This window comes from Halomonas campaniensis, from assembly GCF_002211105.1.
Taxonomy (GTDB): Bacteria; Pseudomonadota; Gammaproteobacteria; order Pseudomonadales; family Halomonadaceae; genus Vreelandella; species Vreelandella campaniensis_A.
In genome coordinates this window covers 879,127-899,223 of record NZ_JPUA01000034.1, presented here as the reverse complement: position 1 = coordinate 899,223, position 20,097 = coordinate 879,127, and the positions used below count along the sequence as shown (strand labels likewise).

Sequence of the window (20,097 nt, the reverse complement as noted above, 5' to 3'; positions counted from 1 at the left end):
TTTTAAATGGTACGGTTTTTAACAGGGATGGCCGCTGGCGGTTTAGCCATTCTCACGTTGTGGGTAATTTTTTGGGCTGGGCAGTTGGGACGGCCTCACCCTAACAATGAGTGGATTATTGAATCGATCAACTATAAACAGGAAATCGCTGATGCGTTAGCGTCCCCCAAAATAGTGGTGCTGGCTGGTTCTGGCGCGATGTTTGGGATTAACAGTACTTACTTGGAAGAAACTTATGATCGCCCCGCCGTTAATTTTGGTGTCAATGCTGGCATCTCTCTGCCTGTAATTTTAAGCAGCGCTGAAAACAGTATCCGCCCAGGAGATTTGGTACTTCTACCCCTTGAATATCCGCTGTATAACCGGGAAGAGGCGGTTTCAAGCGCGCTGATACATTGGGCAAACAGCTACCCTAGCACCCTGCTGCAATTACCTCTCAAGCGAACGCTTGAGGTGGTCGTTAAAACACCCTTTACACGAATTCTAGAAGGTTACCGCGGGCTCCCAGAGGGCTTCACCGTAAACGGTGATTATGGTGTCCAGCATCAGAATGAGCATGGCGATCAAATAGGCACCGAGCGTGCACGGCGTGAAGAGCGTCACTGGAATTTTTTGAACTCTTTACCTGCTGAAACCTATGGCAAGGCATTGCGAGACGGTAGCTTTGATTGGGAACGGCTACGTCGCTTTCGCAATGAATTGCTTGCAAAAGGCGCCTGCCCGGTGTTTTTGCCGCCCCCTATGTTGTTCCAGCGAAGCTATGTGGACTCTTTTACCGAAGCACATTTTTATGAAACATTACCCCAAATAGCCACAGCAGAAGGTCTTTTTTGGGTAGGCAAGCCCAGAGCTGCTATGCGCGATGCCAACGATTTCTTTGACACTAATTTCCATTTAGTAGACGAGGCACGGCTGGATTACACACGTCAGATCATCGGCTGGCTAGGTAGCCAACCGATGCTGAAGTGTGAACAGTTTTATCAAGGCTTAACAGATGTCAACTAGCGGGACAGGTGTTGCTTCACCAGCGACTGGATTGCTTGGGTAAAATTCGCCGTGGCAAACCGCTCTGCATTTTTCCTACACACTTTAGGCGAGAAGGCTGCTTCATTGTCGCGCTTAAGTGCTTCAAATTGTTGCAGACATTCAACCAGCGCTTTGCTGCTCTGCTCTTCAACCCAGAGGCCTGAGACGTTGTTCAGCGTTGTTTCAGTTAATCCTCCGACACCATAGCCAATTACCGGGGCTCCAGCAGCCTGAGCCTCCACAGGCAGTATTCCAAAGTCTTCCTCAGCCATAAAAATAAAGGCCTGGGTTCGCTCCAAATGATCCACTAATATGTGATCGGGCTGATACCCCATAAGCGTTACATTTGGGCCTGCTAGCGATGCCAGCTTGGCATAATCTGGCCCATCGCCAATCACAATTAGCTGCCTTTCTGGAGTTTTATTGAAAGCCTCTATGACCAGATCAATACGCTTATAAGGCACCATCCGTGAAGCGGTTAGATAAAATTTTTCCCTTGGACGGTCATAGCAAAACTTATCCACATCTACCGGTGGATAAATTACTTCGGCCTCCCGACGATAACAGGTTTCAATGCGCCGCTTTATATAATTAGAAATAGCCACAAAGTGGTCAACGCGCTGAGCACTTATGAAGTCCCATTGACGTAGGCGATGAAGCTGCCAACGCATTAACCAGCTTAACAGGCCCTTCTCTTTACCAGACTGACGTAAGTACTGGTGCTGCATGTCCCAGGCGTACCGCATGGGGCTGTAGCAGTAGCAGATATGCACCGCGCCGGGGTCGGATATCACTCCTTTGGCTACTGCATGGCTGCTGGATAGAATCAGGTCGAACCCCTTGAGATCGAACTGCTCTACCGCTAACGGCATGAGTGGCAAATATTGCCTGTAGCGCTTTTTTGCAAAGGGCAATCGCTGAATAAAACTGGTGTGGATAACATGACGCTCAAGGGTAGAGTTAGCATCCTCGGAGAGAAAATTGACGGTGGTAAATATCTCAGCTTGAGGGAAACAGTTGAGCAACTCGGCCAGCGCTTTTTCGGCACCAGCCCAGGTGGTCAGCCAGTCGTGGACAATGGCGACTTTCATTACAGCATTTTGCTCCTATTTGTAACCACACGCTTTTTTCGCCTCGGTGCTTATTCTCGACCATATTTGTCGTTATAACGGACGATGTCGTCTTCCCCAAGGTAGGAACCGGTTTGCACTTCAATCAGCTTGAGAGGTATCACACCGGGGTTTTCAAGACAGTGCACTGTGCCTAATGGTATATAGGTGGACTCATCTTCAGACAACAAAAAGCTGCGCAACTTCGATATATCCCCATGCCCTTCACCCTGAGTAACCTGCGCGGTGCCTTGCACAACCACCCAGTGCTCCGCACGATGGTGGTGCATTTGCAAGGAGAGCTTGCCGCCTGGATTAACGACTATTTCTTTCACCTGAAAGCTATCCGTTAATACCATGGTGCGGTAATGCCCCCAGGGTCGATAAACCTGTTGGTGCGACTGAAACTCTTTACGCCCCGCAGCTTTAAGGGCATTAACGATTAATTTTGTATCCTGAGCCTGATGGCGGTCAGCAACTAACACGGCATCGTCGGTTTCGACGATGATCAGATCTTTAACGCCGACAGCCGCCACTAAACGTGAATCGCTATAAACCAAGCTGTTCTGGGTTTCATGGAGCATCACATCGCCATGCACGACGTTGCCGCTCTGCTTGTCCTCGATAGAACGCAGTTCGTGGAGCGCGTCCCAAGCACCTATGTCACTCCAGCCAGGTGACATAGGCACAACGGCTGCCTGCTTGGTGTGTTCCATCACCGCATAATCTATGGACTCATTTCTGCATTGGGCAAACGATGCCGCTTCAATGCGCAAAAAGTCCATGTCTTCTGTGCGCGCTTGGTAGGCGGCTTGGCAAGACGTTAGGATATCAGGCGCATACTGCTTTAATGCTTCTAAGTAGCTGCTGGCTTTAAATAAAAATATTCCACTATTCCAGAGGTAGTCACCGGTTTTTAAATAGCTTTCAGCAGCGGCTAAATCCGGCTTTTCGACAAACGCTTCAACGGCGAATCCTTCACTCAGTGCTGAACCGCGCTTTATGTATCCATAACCTGTGTGCGGCGAAGCTGGCGTAATACCAAACGTCACTAGCTTGCCTTGCTGACTCAGCGTATGGCCTTTTTCTACCGCATCAGAGAATGCTGTTACATCTTTGATCACGTGATCAGCAGGCATTACCAACAATTCAGCTTCTACGTTTACTTCAGCTGCAGCCAACGCTGCAATTGCTAATGCGGGTGCTGTATTCCGACCGCAGGGCTCTAGTATAATTTGGCTACCTTTGAAGCCGACCTGCTGCATTTGTTCGGCAACTAAAAAACGATGTTCTTCGTTACATACAATAATGGGTGCGCCTGCATTGGCGACATCCTTCAGGCGAAGTGCCGCTTCTTGCAGCAAACTAACATCATCTTTATGCAGGTTCAAAAACTGCTTGGGGTAATGCTCACGAGACACTGGCCATAAGCGTGAACCTGACCCACCTGATAAAATTACGGGTAAAATCATAAATCCTCCTTGAGACAAGCCACTTGGCAGCTATCAGCATCCAAACTTAAAATTTTCATTTAGCATTTATACTCATGCCATTAAACACTAATTCACTTCAAAATTTTTAGCAGAGTACTCATTATTAGCCATAAGTGTACTTTTCTTTTTTAAGGCTGGCCGTTAACAAAACCCTTAGTCAAGGTCATTGTTAATATTTTCAAGTCAAATCCTAAAGACCATCGTTCAATATAATATAGGTCGTACTCTACTCGCTTCTCCATAAGCTTTACATCGTCGGTTATCCCTCGTAGACCATTGACTTGAGCCCAACCTGTCATACCCGGTTTAACCCGATGTCTTTGCATATATATATCAATATGATCTTTGTAGTGATCGTTATGATCCATTGCATGAGGCCTGGGCCCAACCAGCGACATGCGGCCCTGAAGAACATTATATAGCTGAGGCAATTCATCCAGGCTAGTACGTCGCAGAAAACGCCCCAGCGGGGTTACCCGCTCATCACAATGTGATGCCTGTTTGGTTTGGCTACCATCGTGCAAGAGCATTGTTCTAAACTTGTAAATTCTGAAACGCTTACCATCCAGACCATGGCGCTCTTGTTTAAAAAGTACCGGGCTACCCATACTCCATTTGATCGCGACAGCCACAACCAACATTACAGGAAGAAAAATTACAAAGAGCACTAGGCCTAGCACACGATCTTCCAAGGCTTTAACTAAACGCATGGGGCCATTGAGAGGCGTATAATTGAGCTCTAATGAGTAAAGACCTGCTACCTGCGCAATGCGATGATTCAGAAAACGTATATCAGGTAGATCGGGGAAAAAGCGGATACTTGATGGAATACCGGCAAGTAAACGCATTAAGTGCCGAACGCGATTACCTTGGATCAAAGGATAGCCTAACCATATTTCATCAAAACCACGTTGAAATATATTTTCTTTTGCGAAAACAGCCATTCTGTGAAAAAACGTTGTGTCGTCTTCATCTACGTAATGCCCTACTACTACATAACCAGCATGGGGCGTTTCGACGATTTTTTTTTCTAATAGCGCGATATTATCTTTTTTACCGATTAGCAGCACGCGCTTTAAATTGTGCCCTTTTGCTCGCAGGCGTCTTAAATACCCATACAGCAAGGTACGCATAATACTGCCCACTGCCAGAACTGATAATGCAGAAACCCCCATCCATAACCGAGAAAAACTCTGCGTACCTTGAATAGCGACAAGCAATAGGCTGAGCAAGCCTATAGTAGCAATCCAGGTGGCGAGGTAAATACCGAGCATGGTGTAAAGGCTACGCCCGCGCCATGGCTGGTAGAGTCCAATTAGTTCGCCTACTGCTGGCAGTAATAAACTGCCAATAAGTATTAAAAAAAGGTAATCATTGCCGTCGGAATCGATATCGGGCATTAGCCAAAGGGCAACCAATGCCACTAACGTGGCGATACCTGCGTCAAAGCAGCGCATAGCGCGCCGCAACCATTCGCTACCTTGACTTGTTTTTATAACGGCCATAGTTGCTGACTACCGCGCTACCTGCGATGAAGTGGACAACGAGGCCAGTAGCGACATAATACGATTAAGATCGTCACTTTCTAAGCTACCCACTGCAGTGTGAAGTGACAACATATCCAAAGCATAGTTACCGACTGTGTCGACATACTGAATACGCTGATCATAGAGGCTTGCTCGTGCATCAAGCACATCCACTAGATCCCTCAACCCCAGTTGTTCACCCTTCTCGGCAGCTTCTAAAAACAGCTGACTGGATGAAATGGCTTGATTGAGCGCTTCAAGGCGGCGTTCGCCGCCATTGAGAGCCCTAATCCGTTGTCGCACCTCTTGTATGGCTAAGTTGCGCTCGTTGTCCAAAGCAGCCAAGCCCGCTTCAATACGTTTTTCCCCTTGGCGAACACTTGCGTTGGTATAGCCGCCCCGATAAATTGGCACACTAACCTCGACATTGGCTCGGTAATCTTCGCTTTCACGAAGATAATCTTCACTTTGTCTATCCGAATAGCTAAGCGTTAAATTTACCTCAGGGTAATAACCCGAACGCCTAACGCTGGTGTTAGCTTGCGCAACTTGTTGCTCTTCCTGGGCTAATAATACCCTTAGGTTTTGGCTGGTGCGTGGAATCCATTCGTCGGGATTACCAATATCGCCATTGAGGGTAACAGTGGTCAGCTCACCAGGAGCTGAACGTTGAAACCGTGGCGTAACACCAGTAAGGCGTTCCAATTCGCTAAGCGCATTGTCTAACTCATTTTCAGCTTCAACTGCGTCGGATACTGCCTGATCGTACCTAGATTGAGCTTCCAGCAAGTCGACACGGTTACCAACACCTAGATCAAATGCTCGACTCGCTTGGCGTACCTGTAGTTCAAGAGAAGCTTGTTGAGACTCTAAGAGTCCTAAACGTTGGGAGGCTAAATAGGCTTTTATATAGGCTTCACTAACCTGCAGCGCCAACTCTTGCTCAACGACGGCAAGCTGTAATTCGGCGGCACTAACCTGAGCGTTAGCAACATCCATCTTGCGCCAACGTTCGAGGCTAAACAGTGGTTGCTGAAGCTGAACCTGGTAATAGGTTTCATCGATTTCAGCAGGCCGCGGGGCATCCCCTGTCAAATTCAACTCATCAACCGTTTGAGAATTCGATGAGTCCTGCCACAAATAGCCTCCTGAGGCACTAACTTGTGGCAGAAGCTGAGAACGCGCCATCGGCACTTCTTCGCGAGTGGCATCTAACTCATAACGCTGACGTGAAAGATCTGCGTCATGGCGTAGAGCCCTGGAAAACAGATCAGGCAGTGAAGGCAACGTTTGGGACGTTGACTCGCTATTGGCAAGCGCTTCTAATTCGCTAAGGGCTTGCTGATCAGCAGGCACATCGCTCTGTGCTAATGCAGACTGGCTTAACAGCGTGATAGTCAGTGCAAGCGCACTAAGAGCAAAACGTGGCGTCCGTGTCATTAATCCTCCCGGATAGCGCGAGCTAGCATGTCGGTAACAGGCTTAGCAATGTAGCTAGCAAAAGTACGTTCACCAGTACGAATCATGACCTCGGCCGGCATCCCAGAAAGCAGATGCATCTGCTCGGTCATATCTTCTTTTCCTTCATCAGTTACCCGAATGCGCGCTTTGTAGTAACGCTGACCAGTCGCTTCATCTTCAAAACTATCGGCACTAAGGTGAATAATTTCACCATCAATAATGTTTGTTAATCGCTGATTGAAGGCAGAAAAACGAATTTCAGCAAGCTGGCCTATAAACAGGCTGTCAATATCGCGATTAGGTACACGAGCTTCTACCACAAAGCCATCATCAGAAGGCACCACTTCCATAATGGTGTCGCCTGGGCGAACTACCGCGCCAATAGTATGAACTTGACGCCCCACAATGGTGCCTGAAACAGGAGCACTTACCACGGTGCGATTCACTTGGTCGGTCAACGAGGTAATTTGCTCCTCTGCTTCCGCTATTTGCGCCTGGGCACTGCGTAGTTGCTCCCCCACTTCAGCCTGAAACTCTTGCTGAGTAATCTCTTTTTGCATACGGTTTTCGCTGATTTGCGAACGTAATTGGGCAATATTAGATTGGAACTCCGCATTATCGCCTTGGTATTGCAGTATTTGTCGTTCTAGTTCACGCAGCCGCTGGTTGTCGCCTAGCCCTTCACGGTACAGCGAACGAAAGTCTTCTGCTTCAGACCGCAACGAGCTAATACGCTGGTTATTGACTCGTTCGCGCGCCTCTAGGCCTTCAATCTGCTCCTGCATTTGGATAATTTGCTGATCCATTGAGTCGAGTGTACTGAGCAGTGATTGACGACGTGCATGAAACAGACTTTGCTGAACAGCCGTTACCTGCTGGATTCTTTCGTTGTCCACCGACATCAGTTCTTCGGGCATCTCAAGCGTTTCGGCCCCTTGCTGCTCTGCCAGTAAGCGCACCTCCATAGCACGATTTATAAAGTACTGTGACTGAGCAATTTCCAACTGCGAACGTGCCTGCGTATCGCTCAAGATCACCAGTGGCTGCCCAGCTTCTACCTTATCGCCATCTTGCACCAACAACTCTCGAACAATCCCCCCTTCAAGGTGCTGAACAGTACGCTTAAAAGACTCCATAGAAACATTGCCAGGGGCTACAACAGCCACCGCCAACGAGGCAGTCACAGACCATAATACGAATCCGCCAAGCGCTATACCTAAAATAGCGTAGCCAAGCCTACGATAACCTTTATCACTGGTTGGCAACTTCTCTTGCGCCTCGCCTTCGATGGTAGCAGGGCCTTGTGGTGTTACATCTATTTCGCTTTTAACTGGGAGCTGATCTTTGCGGTTGCTCATATTACGACTCCTCGCTGCCACCAGTGCCACGCCCACCTGCTATGGCAGAGAGACGAGCAGCACTTTGCTGGTTAACCTGGGGGCGCGGTTTTTTAGCAAACTGAGCAAGCACTTCGTCTCTAGAGCCAAACATGCTTACTTGTCCTTCTTTCATCACCAGTAGCTTATCCATGTTTTTCAACACACTAGTTCGGTGGCTTATCACAAATAGCGTTGTGCCTTCAGCTTTTAACTGAGCGATTGCTTGGCTCAGCGCTCGCTCTCCAGCATCATCTAGGTTGGCATTAGGTTCGTCTAAAACGACCAAAACAGGATTGCCGTATAAGGCACGAGCCAGGCCTAAGCGTTGACGTTGACCACCAGAGAGGGCACCACTGTTAGAACCAATAATGGTGTCATAACCATTAGAAAGCTCTAGCACCATTTCATGAACACCCGCCTTTTTGGCTGCAGCAACCACTTTTTCAGAATCAATATCCCCAAAACGGGCAATATTTTCACTGATAGTGCCATCAAAGAGCTCGATATCCTGCGGTAAGTAGCCAATATGGGGGCCCAGTTCGTCACGGTTGTATTGGTTAACCGCACCACCATCAAGTCTTACATCTCCAACCTGCGTTGGCCATATCCCTAGCAGTACGCGGGCAAGGGTTGATTTACCTGCCGCACTTGGGCCAATAATGCCCACATGCTCGCCTTTAGCGACGCTAAAGTTAATACCCCGGATGGTAGCCATACGGGCACCTGGAGGAGCAGCCGCTACGTTCTCTACATCGATAATGCCTTTCGGCGCTGGCAGAGACATATGACGCTGCTCATCGGGTATCTGCGTCAATAGCTCGTTTAATCGGCTATAAGCGCCACGTGCTGCGACAAAGCCTTTCCAGCCACCTATCATTTGATCGATAGGTGCCAGCGCACGCCCCATCAGGATAGAGGCGGCAATCATCATTCCGGGGGTCATTTCACCCTGGAGCACTAAAAGCGCACCCAGGCCAAGAATTAATGACTGAAAGAGCAAGCGCATTACTTTAGATGTATTGGTTAAGGCACCTGCACGGTCACTAGCTTGTGACTGTTTAGCAAGGAACTCATGATGTCGCTTTGACCAGCGTCCCATAATGCCTGGCAGCATGCCCATAGCATGAAGTACTTCAGCGTTTCGCAAGTTAGAGTTAGCAAGATTCTGAGCTTGAATTTGCTCGCTATTGGCTTCAGCAAGTAGGGTCTTAGTAGATTTTTCATTAGCAACTGCAAGCGCGAACAAAATAATCCCTGCACAGGTGGCAAATACGCCTAGCCATGGGTGAAAAATAAACAGAATGCCTAGATAAACGGGCACCCAAGGCGCGTCAAAAAAGGCAAATAAGCCATTCCCAGTAAGAAACTGTCGCAGGCTGGTCAAGTCATTTAGCGGCTGAGCGCTTTGAGACCCTGGTGCAACTAGACTACGGCGAAACATAGCGCCATAGAGACGCTGATTAATCGTGGTATCTAATCGGTTCCCTATCCTAACCAACATTCTTGACCGAACTAGCTCAAGCCCCCCCATCACCATAAAAAGAAAGACGACGACAAGCGTTAACATGATGAGCGTATCGAGACTTTGCGTGGTAAGTACGCGGTCATACACTTGGAGCATATACATGGGGGGAACTAGCATGAGCAAATTGACGAACATGCTGAAAAAGCCCACCGATACAAACGAACCCTTACAGGCGCTTAATGCACGCTGTAGATCCGTCGCTTCCTGTTGCTTTGCCATGGAGGGGTCACCGTTGAATCAAAGAAGTCACGCGAAGATTATTGCGGCAGCATAACAGAAACGCCCCTGCCTAGGGTAGGGGCGTTATGAGAGTAAAAACTGCTTGATTGGGGTGGTATTTATCTATCTATCAACCCGAGATCCGCAAATAAATAACTAACCAAACAGCATCATGCTCTCATCTGACTCTGTAAAACCAACCATTACGGTGCCTTGATCGACACCATTATTCAACTGATTCAGCCAGTACTCTTTCCCTGCTGAATCAGCCCCCCTTTCGAGTACATTTGAATACATAAGTTCAACAAAGGCCTCATTTTCTAAATTTCCGTTTTGTTCACTGAACTCAGCTGAAGCAATAAAGCTATTGGCAATATCACTTAGACCCGTCGCCCCTTTCACCTCCACCCAGTACCCTAGACCTTTTCCGTCCGCATCGCGGTCAAAGGCTGCGTCATAAAGGCGCAACAGCGGGTCGACGGGTGCCTCGAAAATAGCGTCAGAGCGCTCACCAAGGTTTTGGATTCGCAGGTCTTCGCTGGCAGGGGTTTCTTCTTCACTAAACGGTGTTTCGCTGAACATGTTGGCCATGTATTCAGCAAAGGCATCCTGCTCAGTGCCTTTGTCGGCGAAGTCAAACAGGCCGTCATCCTCGAAGGCACTCATAAGGTCTACCCGATTTTGGTAGCTGTCTTCACCTAGTGGGTAGCCGTCGCCGCCATCGGCCAAAAAGCCTAGTGTAACGACTTTGACAGTCTCTTCAGCACTACCTACCAGGCGGCCATTAGCGGCGATTACATCGTTGGCGCTGCCATCTTCGTTGACAATGACCGCATTTTGGATGCGCTCGCCAGCGGGCTGGCTGTCATCATAGCTGTACTGAATCCCCCCCACCTGAGCGAACTGACCTGCTGTGACACCCGGTGCTGAGGCGGCTACCGCATGTTCCAGAATCTCCAACAGTTTGCTGCGCGTAACAGTGAGGATGGTAAGGTCATTGTTAAACCGAAGTGATGACGCTGCGTCCAACTGGGATACGCCGCCCTCTGGCTTGCCTATGGCGGGATTGGCACCTGGTGCTTGGTAGCTTGGTTCGCTGTCGCTTCCTTCTACGACGACATTACCAATCGGTTCACGAATACCGCCGCCGTTTTTGAACGATACCACAACGTCTTCGTCCAATTGCTTGGCATACCAGAGGTTGGCATCGGCCGTTAGATTACCCAGATTGGTCTCTTCGGTGCGCACCGCTTCCCGCTCACCGACCAGATAAACGTCGGTTAAGCCAAGAATGTTACCATCTTGCTCAGCGACAAATTCACCCACTGAGCCGACTAAATCATTAGCAATATTGCCTTTGGTGCCTTCGGCAAAGGCACTTGCCAAGTCACCCCATAACGCTTCCACTTGCTCGTCAGTAGTGGCGTAAACGCCGGAAGTGTTCTCGTCAATGGAATCGACAATAATTCGCCCCTGTTCGTCAAACTCCACCACTAGCTCGGCAACGTAGCGCCAACCACCGTCAGTATTCACTATCACGACATCGTTACCTGATGCGTCCTGGGTAACAATGGGGTAAGAGTCGTAGGGTTCGCCCGCTCCCGGGAACAAGCCGCGGTCTTGATCTTCTTGATCTGCCAGCAGACTATTAGAACCGCCCGCTATCACGATATCGACCCCATCCAGCAGAGTCGCTAACTCTTCTTCAAACTGAATTTGCTGAAGGTGCGAGCTGAGGATGATTTTATTGATGCCTTGCGCTTCCAGGTCATCAATGACTGGCTGAATCAGATCGGCCAGGGCCTGCATGTCGTTACTTCCCCCCGTCAGCACGTCTACATCACCTGGCGAAGAGATGCTCTCCAGGATTTGGGTAGTTACGCCAATAATGCCAATTTTTTCACCACTACGCTCGGCAATCACCGCCGGGGCAAGCTTGGGCTTACTAGCGCCAGCTAGTAGCTCTTCCAAAGTGGCTTGAAAAGCGTCTTGGCTGAATAACCCATCGGTAGCCAGCCCGCTTAGGGCGGCATCAGCTGAGAAATCCAGGTTGGCTGAGAGATAAGGGAACTGCGAGCCCAGCCATTCAACTTCAGCAGACGTAGTGCCGTTAACCACCGGAGCGATCATTGCAGCAATTAAATCAGTGCCTAGGTCGAACTCATGATTGCCCAATGTCACGGCCGCTGCATCGACCAAGTCCATCAATAGAGTCTCAACACGCCCAGAGGCCGCCAAGATTCCGCTCATGGAACCCGCTTCTAGCCCATAAATCTCTTCAACCGCTGCCTGGAAGGCCGTTTGTAAGCTTGAATCAGCGGCGGCGTTCAAATACGGCCCAGGCAGAACTAAATCGCCCGAGCTGACAAAAAGCGAATTGGCGTACTGATCTTCTAAGTGATCCACGATAGAAACGAAATTGGGTGCGTTAAGCAGATCTCCCCCTCCCCCTTCCATATCGGCTGCGTGTAGGAGTTGAAGCTGGAAATTACTCATGGCGGTTCCCTTTTTTAATCAGTGAAAAAATAGGCAAACGTGAGATTACGCAATCAACCATTGCAAATACGTGACGCTTTAAAGAAAAAAGTATTCTAGCGTTGCCAAAAACCACTTCGTAATCCAAGCATCATTAAAATAAAACATTTAAGTCATTTAATTGCTATGAATTAGTAATAAATTCAATCTTCCTATTCATCCTGTGAGGGCTGGTTAAATGACCAATTTTGAGCTTGTTTCTACGTTATATCGCGATATCCTGTTGCGTGAGCCGGATGAGGCTGGCGCTAATTATTGGACTGCCGCACTGGATAACGGAACGGCCGATGTAGCGACCATTCTTGACTCAATAGTAACCAGCAATGAATTTCAGCTGCAAATCCAACCTATTATTACACTCTATAGTATTCACCTATTACGTACGGCTGACCCTGCCGGCCTCGCGTACTGGGTCAATGAGTACCGCAACGGCTTAGCTTTAGAAGAGATTTCTAATAGTTTTCAAGCGTCTAATGAGTTCGAAGCCACCGTTTCCAACTTGAACGATACCACTTGGCTAAATCAACTCTACAACACTGTTTTGAACCGTGAGCCTGACCCAGAAGGCTTAGTGTACTGGTCAGCGCTGCTGGCGGACGGGCTGTCTCGTGAGGAGCTTGCCGCAGCATTTTTTAACGGCAGCGAAAGCATTGAACAGCAACCAGCACGTGTATTAGCCCCTTTGATCGGCGATGGCTCCAGCGTGGATGATGTTGAGTCGCTACTGAGTCGTTATATTGAGCAGCTTGAGAGCGAGCTAGAGGAGCCTGAAGAACCAACAGAGCCTGAAGAACCAGCAGAGCCTGAAGAGCCAACTGAACCTGAAGAGCCAACTGAACCTGAAGAGCCAACTGAACCTGAAGAGCCAACAGAGCCTGAAGAGCCAACAGAGCCAACAGAGCCTGAAGAGCCAACAGAGCCTGAAGAGCCAACAGAGCCAAATAACCCAATAGACCCCAGCCAGCCTGAGCCAAGCAACCCAAACTTCAATCTGGGAGAGCGCTACCACACGGGCACTTCTGACGCTTCAGCAGCAATTGCCGTGGGTGAGGGTTTAATGCTGGTGGCGGATGATGAAGACCAAGTGTTACGCCTCTATGAGCGCGACACTGACGGCGCTCCTCTAGCGGAAATCAACCTGAATGATGCCCTGGGTTTGAATGACACCCAAGAAGTGGATTTGGAAGCAGTGGCGACGTATCAAGGTACCCACTACTGGTTGGGCTCTCACGAGAGCAGCCAGCGCTCAATGATTTTCGCCACTGAAGTGACCGGTGATAACGCTGAGAGCTTGAACATCGAGGTGACGGGCCAGTTTACCGATTTAGCCAGCCAGCTTAACGACTGGGATGCTAATAATGGTCATGGGCTTGGTGAAAATGCGCTGAGCCTCTCGTTAGGGGTCAATATTGAAGGCGCTGTGTTTATCGGTGACTCCCTTTATCTTGGTCTACGCTCGCCGTTGGATAATGGCTTTGCGCAATTAGTGCCCGTTGAAAATGTGATTGACCTCGTCGCTGGCGAGGCTAACGAAGCTTCCTTTGGCGCCCCCCTGCGTTTGGATCTGGATGGCCGTGCGGTGCGCTCTATTGAGCCTGCTGGCGATGAGGGTTATCTGATATTGGCAGGCCCGGTTAACGATGACGACGACGTAGGTTTCGGCCTTTACCTATGGGATGGCGCTTATGCCGCTCGAGAAATCGACGGTATAGATCTCAATACGCTTCCAGACGCACTGACGGCGAAGCCAGAATCACTGTTTGATGTCTCCATCACTGATGAAGGTGTTACCGCAAGTGTACTGTTTGATAGCGGTACGGTGGATTGGCTGGACGATGGTCAAGAATCTAAGGATTTACCCGCTGAGCAGCAGCGCTTTATCGGCACTGATATTGAGTTTAATTTGCCGGATTGGATCCCTCAAGCCGGTGATATTGCGATTACGTCAGTCAGTGGTAGTGCAAAAACCTTTCAGTTTGTGGCGTTAAAGGGTATCAGCGAAGGTGCAGAAATTACCTTTACCGATTCAGGCTGGAGAGGCGATGGCTTTCGCTCCAGTGAAGGTGCTGTGAAATGGACAGCGCCAGAAGGCGGAGTAGCTGCTGGCACCGTGGTTACATACACGGCGGATTCTGAACAATTCACCACTGCTAACAGCAACGAAGTGGGTAATAACGGCTTCAACCTTTCGGTCAGCGGTGATCAGGTGCTTGCATTCGTTGGCGAGGCTAGCGACCCCACGTTTATCTACGCCGTGCAAACCAATAGCGATGAGTGGCAGGACACCGCAGACTCCTCCAACAACTCCGCCCTTCCTCCTGGCCTCGAAGAGGGTGTCACGGCCGTTGCCGTTGGCAGTGCCCGCAATGCCGCCTTTAGCGGCGATGGCGTCGGCATGGCGGATGAGCTTTTAAGCGCCATTGGCACCCCGGAAAACTGGTCGTTTGAGTATGGTGAATTACCAGCTAATGCGACGACCAAATTTCAACTGGGCACCATGGAAGCTCCTTATGTACCCGGTGAGCGCGATATTGGCTTGGCCATCACTGAGATTTGGTCAGGCCAAAGCGGCACCGATATTACGGAAGACTGGTTCGAGATCACCAACCGCTCTAATGAAACGCTGGATTTCACCACTCAACCACTTTATTACGATGATGACAGCGCCGACCCCATGGATGCTGTTGAAATTCAAGGATTAACATCACTTGCCCCAGGGGAATCGGCAATTGTTATGGTGGATGGCAACGCCGAATCTGTCGCAGAGTTCCGCGCAGCGTGGAGCAACTTACAAAATATCGATAGCCTAAAAATTGGCTATGCCGAGGACGCTTCAGGCCTGGGAGGAGGTGGCGATGCCGTAACCCTATGGCAAGGCGACCCGCGTGTTGACGGCAACCAAGTGGCGATGGAAGCTTATCCAGATACCGATGGATTCGACGCTGCCTCGTGGGATGTCGATTTAAGCCAATTCACCACCACCGACACTAACGGCGCGGTTAGCTCCGATGCATTGGGTGGTGATGATAGGGATGTACCTGCCGTTGCATCACCAGGCCTGGCTAATGAGCCGCAGGTGGATATTACGCTGATTTCTGCGGTACAGGGCGATGAAGATGTCAGCCCCATGTTAGGTGAAGAAGTGACGCTTGAAGCTATCGTCACTATGGTAACGCCGGGCCTGGATGGATTTTTCCTGCAAGAGGAAGATAGCGATAACGACAATAATGCCGAGACCTCAGAAGGTATCTTTGTGTATGTGGGCAGTGGCAGTGGTGAGTGGCTGGAACAGATCTCTGCTGGCGACCAGATTCGTATTAGCGGCGAGGTCTCAGAGTATTTCGAGAAAACGCAGTTAACTGCCGAACGCGGCAGCCTTGAAGTGCTGGCTAGCGATATGCCTTTGCCTGAAAGCCAGCGAATCATCATGCCGTTTACCGATAAACAAGGCCTGGAAGCCTTTGAAGGCATGCGCGTAGCCATAGAAGCGTTAGACGGGGAGCCGTTGGTGGTCACTGAGCTTTACGAGCTTGGCCGTTACGGCGAAGTCACGCTTTCATCCGGTGGCCGCTTAGAGCAGTTCACGGAAGTCAACGTGCCTGACGTAGAAGGCTATAGCGCTTGGCTTGAAGACGCCGAAGCGCGCACCATCAAAATCGATGACGCAAACTCAACACAAAACGCTGATCCGATTATTTATGGTCGTAACGGTGAAGAGCTTTCTGGTACTAACCCGCTGCGCGGTGGCGATGAGCTTCAGACACTCGAAGGCGTGCTTGATTACAACTTCGAAGAGTGGAAAGTCCAAAACGTTGAAGGCCTGGACTTTACCGGCGCTGAACGTCCGGCAACACCGGATACAGATGCCCTGGGTGATGCCGATATTACGGTGGCTTCTTTCAATGTATTGAATTACTTCACTACCCTGGATGAAAACGGCAACAAAACAGAGACCTTAAATGGCACTCTGCATGATCCACGCGGGGCCAATAATGCTGAAGAGTTTGCCCGTCAGGAAGCCAAAATCGTTGAGGCGATTAATACCAGCGGTGCTGATGTGGTGGGTCTCATGGAAATCGAGAACAACGGCTATGGTGACGATAGCGCCATTGCAACGTTGGTCGATGCACTGAATGCAGACGTGCAGGATAAAAACATTCAGGGAGTCACTTGGGCTTACAGCATCCCCGAAGATGGGTTTGGCAACACCACTAGCCCTGGAGACGATGCCATTGCGGTTGGGGTCATCTACAACAGTCAGGCAGTGACACCTACCGGCGCTGCAGCCACTAAAACCGATGGGGCTTTCACCACTGCAAACCGCGCTCCGGTGATGCAAACCTTTGAAGATAGTAACGGTGAAACCTTTTCGGTGGTGGTTAATCACTTCAAATCCAAAGGCAGTGTCGTCAATGGGGAAGACGCTATCGGCGACGGCCAGGCCAACAATAACCCCACACGGGTCGAGGCCGCGGAGGAATTGCTTGAATGGTTATCCACTAAGCCCACCGGTAGCGATGACAGCGACGTGCTGATTCTTGGTGACTTGAATGCTTATGCCATGGAAGACCCCATCACAACCCTGAAGAATGCTGGCTATGACCTGCTTGATGATGATTACAGCTACGTCTTTGATGGTTTCTGGGGTTCATTGGATCATGCGTTAGCCAGTGAAACGCTCGCAACACAGGTCACGGGCACCACGACCTGGCACATTAATGCGGATGAAGCATCTGCTTTGGACTACAACACCGACTTCACCAGCGACCGTCAGGATGAAAACCTATACGCCGATGATGCGTTCCGTAGCTCAGACCATGACCCTATCTTAGTAGGCCTGAATTTAGGCATCGCTGAAGTTTAATTAAACGGACTGATATTTGGTGATGGCCTCCGCTTGCGGGGGCCTTTTTTGTCTTGGCAACTTTCTATTACGGTTGCCCGCTTCAATAGCCAAAGCGCCCCGTAGCGCTTCTCGCCTAGGGTGTTAAACTCATGGCAGGCACTTTCTCCAGGAGATACATGTTGAGCTCAGTACGTTCCACGACCGCGATTATTCAGGACAGCGGCATTGCTTTTGGTACCAGCGGCGCACGAGGGCTGGTTGAACAGTTTACCGATGAAGTATGTGCGGCCTTTACCGTGGCGTTTATTACCGCCATGCGCACATCTTTTCCCGTGGAGCGTATTGCGTTAGGCATGGATCGCCGCCCCAGCAGCCCCGCAATGGCAGCCGCCTGTACCAGTGCCGCTCATGCGCTAGGAGTGAAGGTGGATGACTACGGTGTACTACCGACCCCTGCTCTGGCATTAAAGGCGATGGCGGATGGCGTACCTTGCATCATGATTACCGGCAGCCATATCCCGTTTGACCGGAACGGCATCAAGTTTTACCGCCCCGATGGCGAGATTACCAAAACTGATGAACTTGCCATTCTTAATGCCGAGGCAGGAATGCCTACCCTACCTGCACCAGCGCGCAGCGAGGTCTCTGAAGCAGCTAATAAGGCATATTCCCAACGCTTCACTGCATGGTTTCCAGGCGAACCATTGAAAGGTTGGCGGGTAGGCTTGTACCAGCACTCGGCCGCGGGGCGCGATTTAAACGCGCATATTTTGAGCGAGTTAGGTGCGGATGTGGTGGTGCTAGGCCGCAGCGAGGCCTTTGTGCCTGTAGATACCGAGGCCGTTAGCGATGAGGATCAGGCTCAAGGGCGTGCCTGGGCCAACCAGCACCAGTTACAGGCTCTGTTTTCCACGGATGGCGATGGCGACCGCCCCTTACTAGGGGATGAAACGGGTACATGGCAGCGTGGCGATATCGTAGGCTTACTCTGCGCCCGCGCATTGGGAATCGAAGCGCTGGCAGTGCCGGTCAGTTGCAACACGGCGATTGAAGCTTGCGGTGCCTTTCAGCAAGTTGAGCGCACGCGCATTGGTTCACCGTATGTGTTGGACAGTATGGCTAAGCTCAGTGAGCGGTTTGCTCGAGTGGCTGGGTTTGAGGCCAACGGTGGTTTTTTATTAGGGAGCAGACTGGAGAGCGAAGGCCGTCAGTTAGCCGCACTGCCTACCCGCGATGCGTTACTGCCCGCTCTTACTTTAATGGTGATGGCCGCCCAACGTGGGGTTAGCCTGTCGCGGTTAATCGCTGACTTACCTGCTCGTTATACGGCGAGTGATCGACTCAAGGGTTTCGCCACGGAGAAAAGCCATGCGTTGCTGACCGAATGGCAGGCTTCACCTGAGCTAATGCAGCAAACATTAGGGCTTGAGTCCCGCATTTCATCAGTGAATAGTACCGATGGCCTAAGAGCCACACTTGAGAATGGCGACATCGTGCACCTCCGCCCCTCTGGCAATGCGCCGGAGCTGCGCTGCTATAGCGAATCAGCTTCACAAGCAGAGGCGTCGGCACTGGTAAAACTGAGCTTGGCTGCGCTCGTGAAACTGAACTAGCCGCATATTCCCAACAAAAAACGGGCGACCCTAATGGGCCACCCGTTCTTTGGGCCATCCTTAGCCAAGGAGTATTGTTACAGATGCTTATTTATAAACCGGCAGCCGCGCACAAACTTCGGCCACTTTATCCAGCACCTGGGCTTCGACGGTGCTGGTATCTTCGCCTTTGGCCAGTACATCAAGAATGTCACAGATCCAGCCAGCTAGCTCGGTGCACTCCTGCTCACTGAAGCCGCGGGTGGTCACAGCCGGGGTGCCAATACGCAGGCCAGAGGTGACAAACGGGCTTTGCGGGTCGTTGGGAACGGCGTTCTTGTTCACGGTGATGTGGGCACGGCCCAAAGCAGCGTCGGCGTCTTTGCCGGTTACGCCTTGCTTGATCAGCGAAAGCAGGAAGAGGTGGTCTTCGGTGCCGCCGGAGACGATGTCGTAACCGCGATCGATAAACACCTTGGCCATTGCCTGGGCGTTCTTGACTACCTGCTGCTGGTAGGTTTTGAACTCGGGCGCCATAGCTTCTTTGAAGCAGATCGCTTTCGCCGCGATTACGTGCATCAAGGGGCCACCCTGGCCGCCGGGGAAAACCGCTGACTGCAGCTTCTTCTCGATATCAGCGTCGTTTTCCGCTGAGAGAATCACGCCACTGCGGGGGCCGCGTAGGGTTTTGTGGGTAGTGGAGGTGACCACATGGGCATGGGGCAAGGGGCTGGGGTAAACGCCCGCCGCTACCAGACCAGAGACGTGGGCCATATCAACCAGTAAGTAAGCACCTACTTCATCGGCGATTTCACGGAACTTGGCCCAATCGACAATTTGTGAATAGGCTGAGAAACCGGCGATGATCATTTTGGGCTTGTGCTCGCGAGCAAGCTGAGCCACTTGAGCGTAATCAATTAACCCCTGCTCATCCAGACCGTACTGAATGGCGTTGTAGTGCTTGCCGGAAAAATTAGGCTTGGCACCGTGGGTCAGGTGGCCGCCTGCATCCAGGCTCATGCCTAAAATGGTGTCGCCTGGCTTAACCAGCGCTTGGAACACCGCGCTGTTGGCTTGCGAACCGGAGTGGGGCTGAACGTTCACGTAGGTGGCGCCGAACAGCTCTTTGGCGTAATCGATGGCCAGATTTTCAGCGATATCGACGAACTCACAGCCGCCGTAGTAGCGCTTACCGGGGTAGCCCTCAGCGTATTTATTGGTCAGCTGGCTGCCCTGAGCTTCGAGTACGCGGGGACTGGCGTAGTTTTCGGAAGCGATCAGTTCGATGTGGGCCTCTTGGCGCTCCACTTCTTTCTGCATGGCATCAAACAGCACATCATCGAATCCGGCAATTGTCATATCGCGGCTGAACATCGGCGGGAACCT

The 20,097-nt window shown here is 50.7% G+C and carries 11 protein-coding genes; 3 read left to right on the top strand and 8 right to left on the bottom strand.

Annotated features, from left to right (window positions below; genetic code table 11):
• Positions 1-6 precede the first annotated feature (6 nt).
• Positions 7-1,005, top strand: coding sequence for a hypothetical protein (locus JI62_RS16515; protein WP_088701179.1), 999 nt, complete (start codon positions 7-9; stop codon positions 1,003-1,005).
• Here JI62_RS16515 and JI62_RS16510 read toward each other — a convergent pair.
• The 7 genes from JI62_RS16510 to JI62_RS16480 form a co-directional block, all read right to left on the bottom strand.
• Positions 1,002-2,117, bottom strand: a complete 1,116-nt coding sequence (locus JI62_RS16510) for a glycosyltransferase family 4 protein (protein ID WP_088701178.1) — start codon at positions 2,115-2,117, stop codon at positions 1,002-1,004. The genes JI62_RS16515 and JI62_RS16510 overlap by 4 nt on opposite strands.
• Before the next feature lie 50 nt (positions 2,118-2,167).
• Positions 2,168-3,607, bottom strand: a complete 1,440-nt coding sequence (locus tag JI62_RS16505) for a mannose-1-phosphate guanylyltransferase/mannose-6-phosphate isomerase (RefSeq protein ID WP_088701177.1) — start codon at positions 3,605-3,607, stop codon at positions 2,168-2,170.
• Between the two features lie 149 nt (positions 3,608-3,756).
• Positions 3,757-5,133: an undecaprenyl-phosphate glucose phosphotransferase gene (locus tag JI62_RS16500; RefSeq protein WP_240513271.1), complete on the bottom strand. Its 1,377-nt coding sequence runs from the start codon at positions 5,131-5,133 to the stop codon at positions 3,757-3,759.
• Between the two features lie 9 nt (positions 5,134-5,142).
• Entirely contained in the window at positions 5,143-6,594 is a 1,452-nt protein-coding gene (locus JI62_RS16495; protein WP_088701175.1) for a TolC family outer membrane protein, read from the bottom strand.
• Positions 6,594-7,973, bottom strand: coding sequence for an HlyD family type I secretion periplasmic adaptor subunit (locus JI62_RS16490; RefSeq protein WP_088701174.1), 1,380 nt, complete (start codon positions 7,971-7,973; stop codon positions 6,594-6,596). Before JI62_RS16490 ends, JI62_RS16495 begins: the two co-directional genes overlap by 1 nt.
• Position 7,974: 1 nt before the next feature.
• Positions 7,975-9,738 carry a type I secretion system permease/ATPase gene (locus tag JI62_RS16485; protein WP_088701173.1) on the bottom strand — a complete coding sequence of 588 codons (1,764 nt, stop codon included), beginning with the start codon at positions 9,736-9,738 and terminating at the stop codon, positions 7,975-7,977.
• Between the two features lie 156 nt (positions 9,739-9,894).
• On the bottom strand, positions 9,895-12,234 hold the full coding sequence (locus tag JI62_RS16480) for a DUF4214 domain-containing protein (protein ID WP_088701172.1): 2,340 nt from the start codon (positions 12,232-12,234) through the stop codon (positions 9,895-9,897).
• 217 nt (positions 12,235-12,451) lie between these two features.
• Between JI62_RS16480 and JI62_RS16475 the strand changes: the two genes are divergently transcribed.
• Both JI62_RS16475 and JI62_RS16470 read left to right on the top strand, forming a co-directional pair.
• Complete coding sequence (locus tag JI62_RS16475) at positions 12,452-17,137, top strand: ExeM/NucH family extracellular endonuclease (RefSeq protein WP_088701171.1); 4,686 nt, start codon at positions 12,452-12,454, stop codon at positions 17,135-17,137.
• A gap of 158 nt (positions 17,138-17,295) precedes the next feature.
• Positions 17,296-18,732 carry a phosphomannomutase gene (locus JI62_RS16470; protein ID WP_240513270.1) on the top strand — a complete coding sequence of 479 codons (1,437 nt, stop codon included), beginning with the start codon at positions 17,296-17,298 and terminating at the stop codon, positions 18,730-18,732.
• Between the two features lie 87 nt (positions 18,733-18,819).
• Here JI62_RS16470 and glyA read toward each other — a convergent pair whose 3' ends face one another.
• A complete protein-coding gene (glyA, locus tag JI62_RS16465) occupies positions 18,820-20,085 on the bottom strand; it encodes a serine hydroxymethyltransferase (protein ID WP_088701170.1) in 1,266 nt (421 codons plus the stop codon).
• Positions 20,086-20,097: the final 12 nt, after the last annotated feature.

Excerpts from the sequence above, each read along its gene's own strand:
- JI62_RS16515 (WP_088701179.1), top strand. The coding sequence starts at position 7 with ATGGTACGGTTTTTAACAGGGATGGCCGCTGGCGGTTTAGCCATTCTC.
- JI62_RS16510 (WP_088701178.1), bottom strand. The coding sequence starts at position 2,117 with ATGAAAGTCGCCATTGTCCACGACTGGCTGACCACCTGGGCTGGTGCC.
- JI62_RS16505 (WP_088701177.1), bottom strand. The coding sequence starts at position 3,607 with ATGATTTTACCCGTAATTTTATCAGGTGGGTCAGGTTCACGCTTATGG.
- JI62_RS16500 (WP_240513271.1), bottom strand. The coding sequence starts at position 5,133 with ATGGCCGTTATAAAAACAAGTCAAGGTAGCGAATGGTTGCGGCGCGCT.
- JI62_RS16495 (WP_088701175.1), bottom strand. The coding sequence starts at position 6,594 with ATGACACGGACGCCACGTTTTGCTCTTAGTGCGCTTGCACTGACTATC.
- JI62_RS16490 (WP_088701174.1), bottom strand. The coding sequence starts at position 7,973 with ATGAGCAACCGCAAAGATCAGCTCCCAGTTAAAAGCGAAATAGATGTA.
- JI62_RS16485 (WP_088701173.1), bottom strand. The coding sequence starts at position 9,738 with ATGGCAAAGCAACAGGAAGCGACGGATCTACAGCGTGCATTAAGCGCC.
- JI62_RS16480 (WP_088701172.1), bottom strand. The coding sequence starts at position 12,234 with ATGAGTAATTTCCAGCTTCAACTCCTACACGCAGCCGATATGGAAGGG.
- JI62_RS16475 (WP_088701171.1), top strand. The coding sequence starts at position 12,452 with ATGACCAATTTTGAGCTTGTTTCTACGTTATATCGCGATATCCTGTTG.
- JI62_RS16470 (WP_240513270.1), top strand. The coding sequence starts at position 17,296 with ATGTTGAGCTCAGTACGTTCCACGACCGCGATTATTCAGGACAGCGGC.
- glyA (WP_088701170.1), bottom strand. The coding sequence starts at position 20,085 with ATGTTCAGCCGCGATATGACAATTGCCGGATTCGATGATGTGCTGTTT.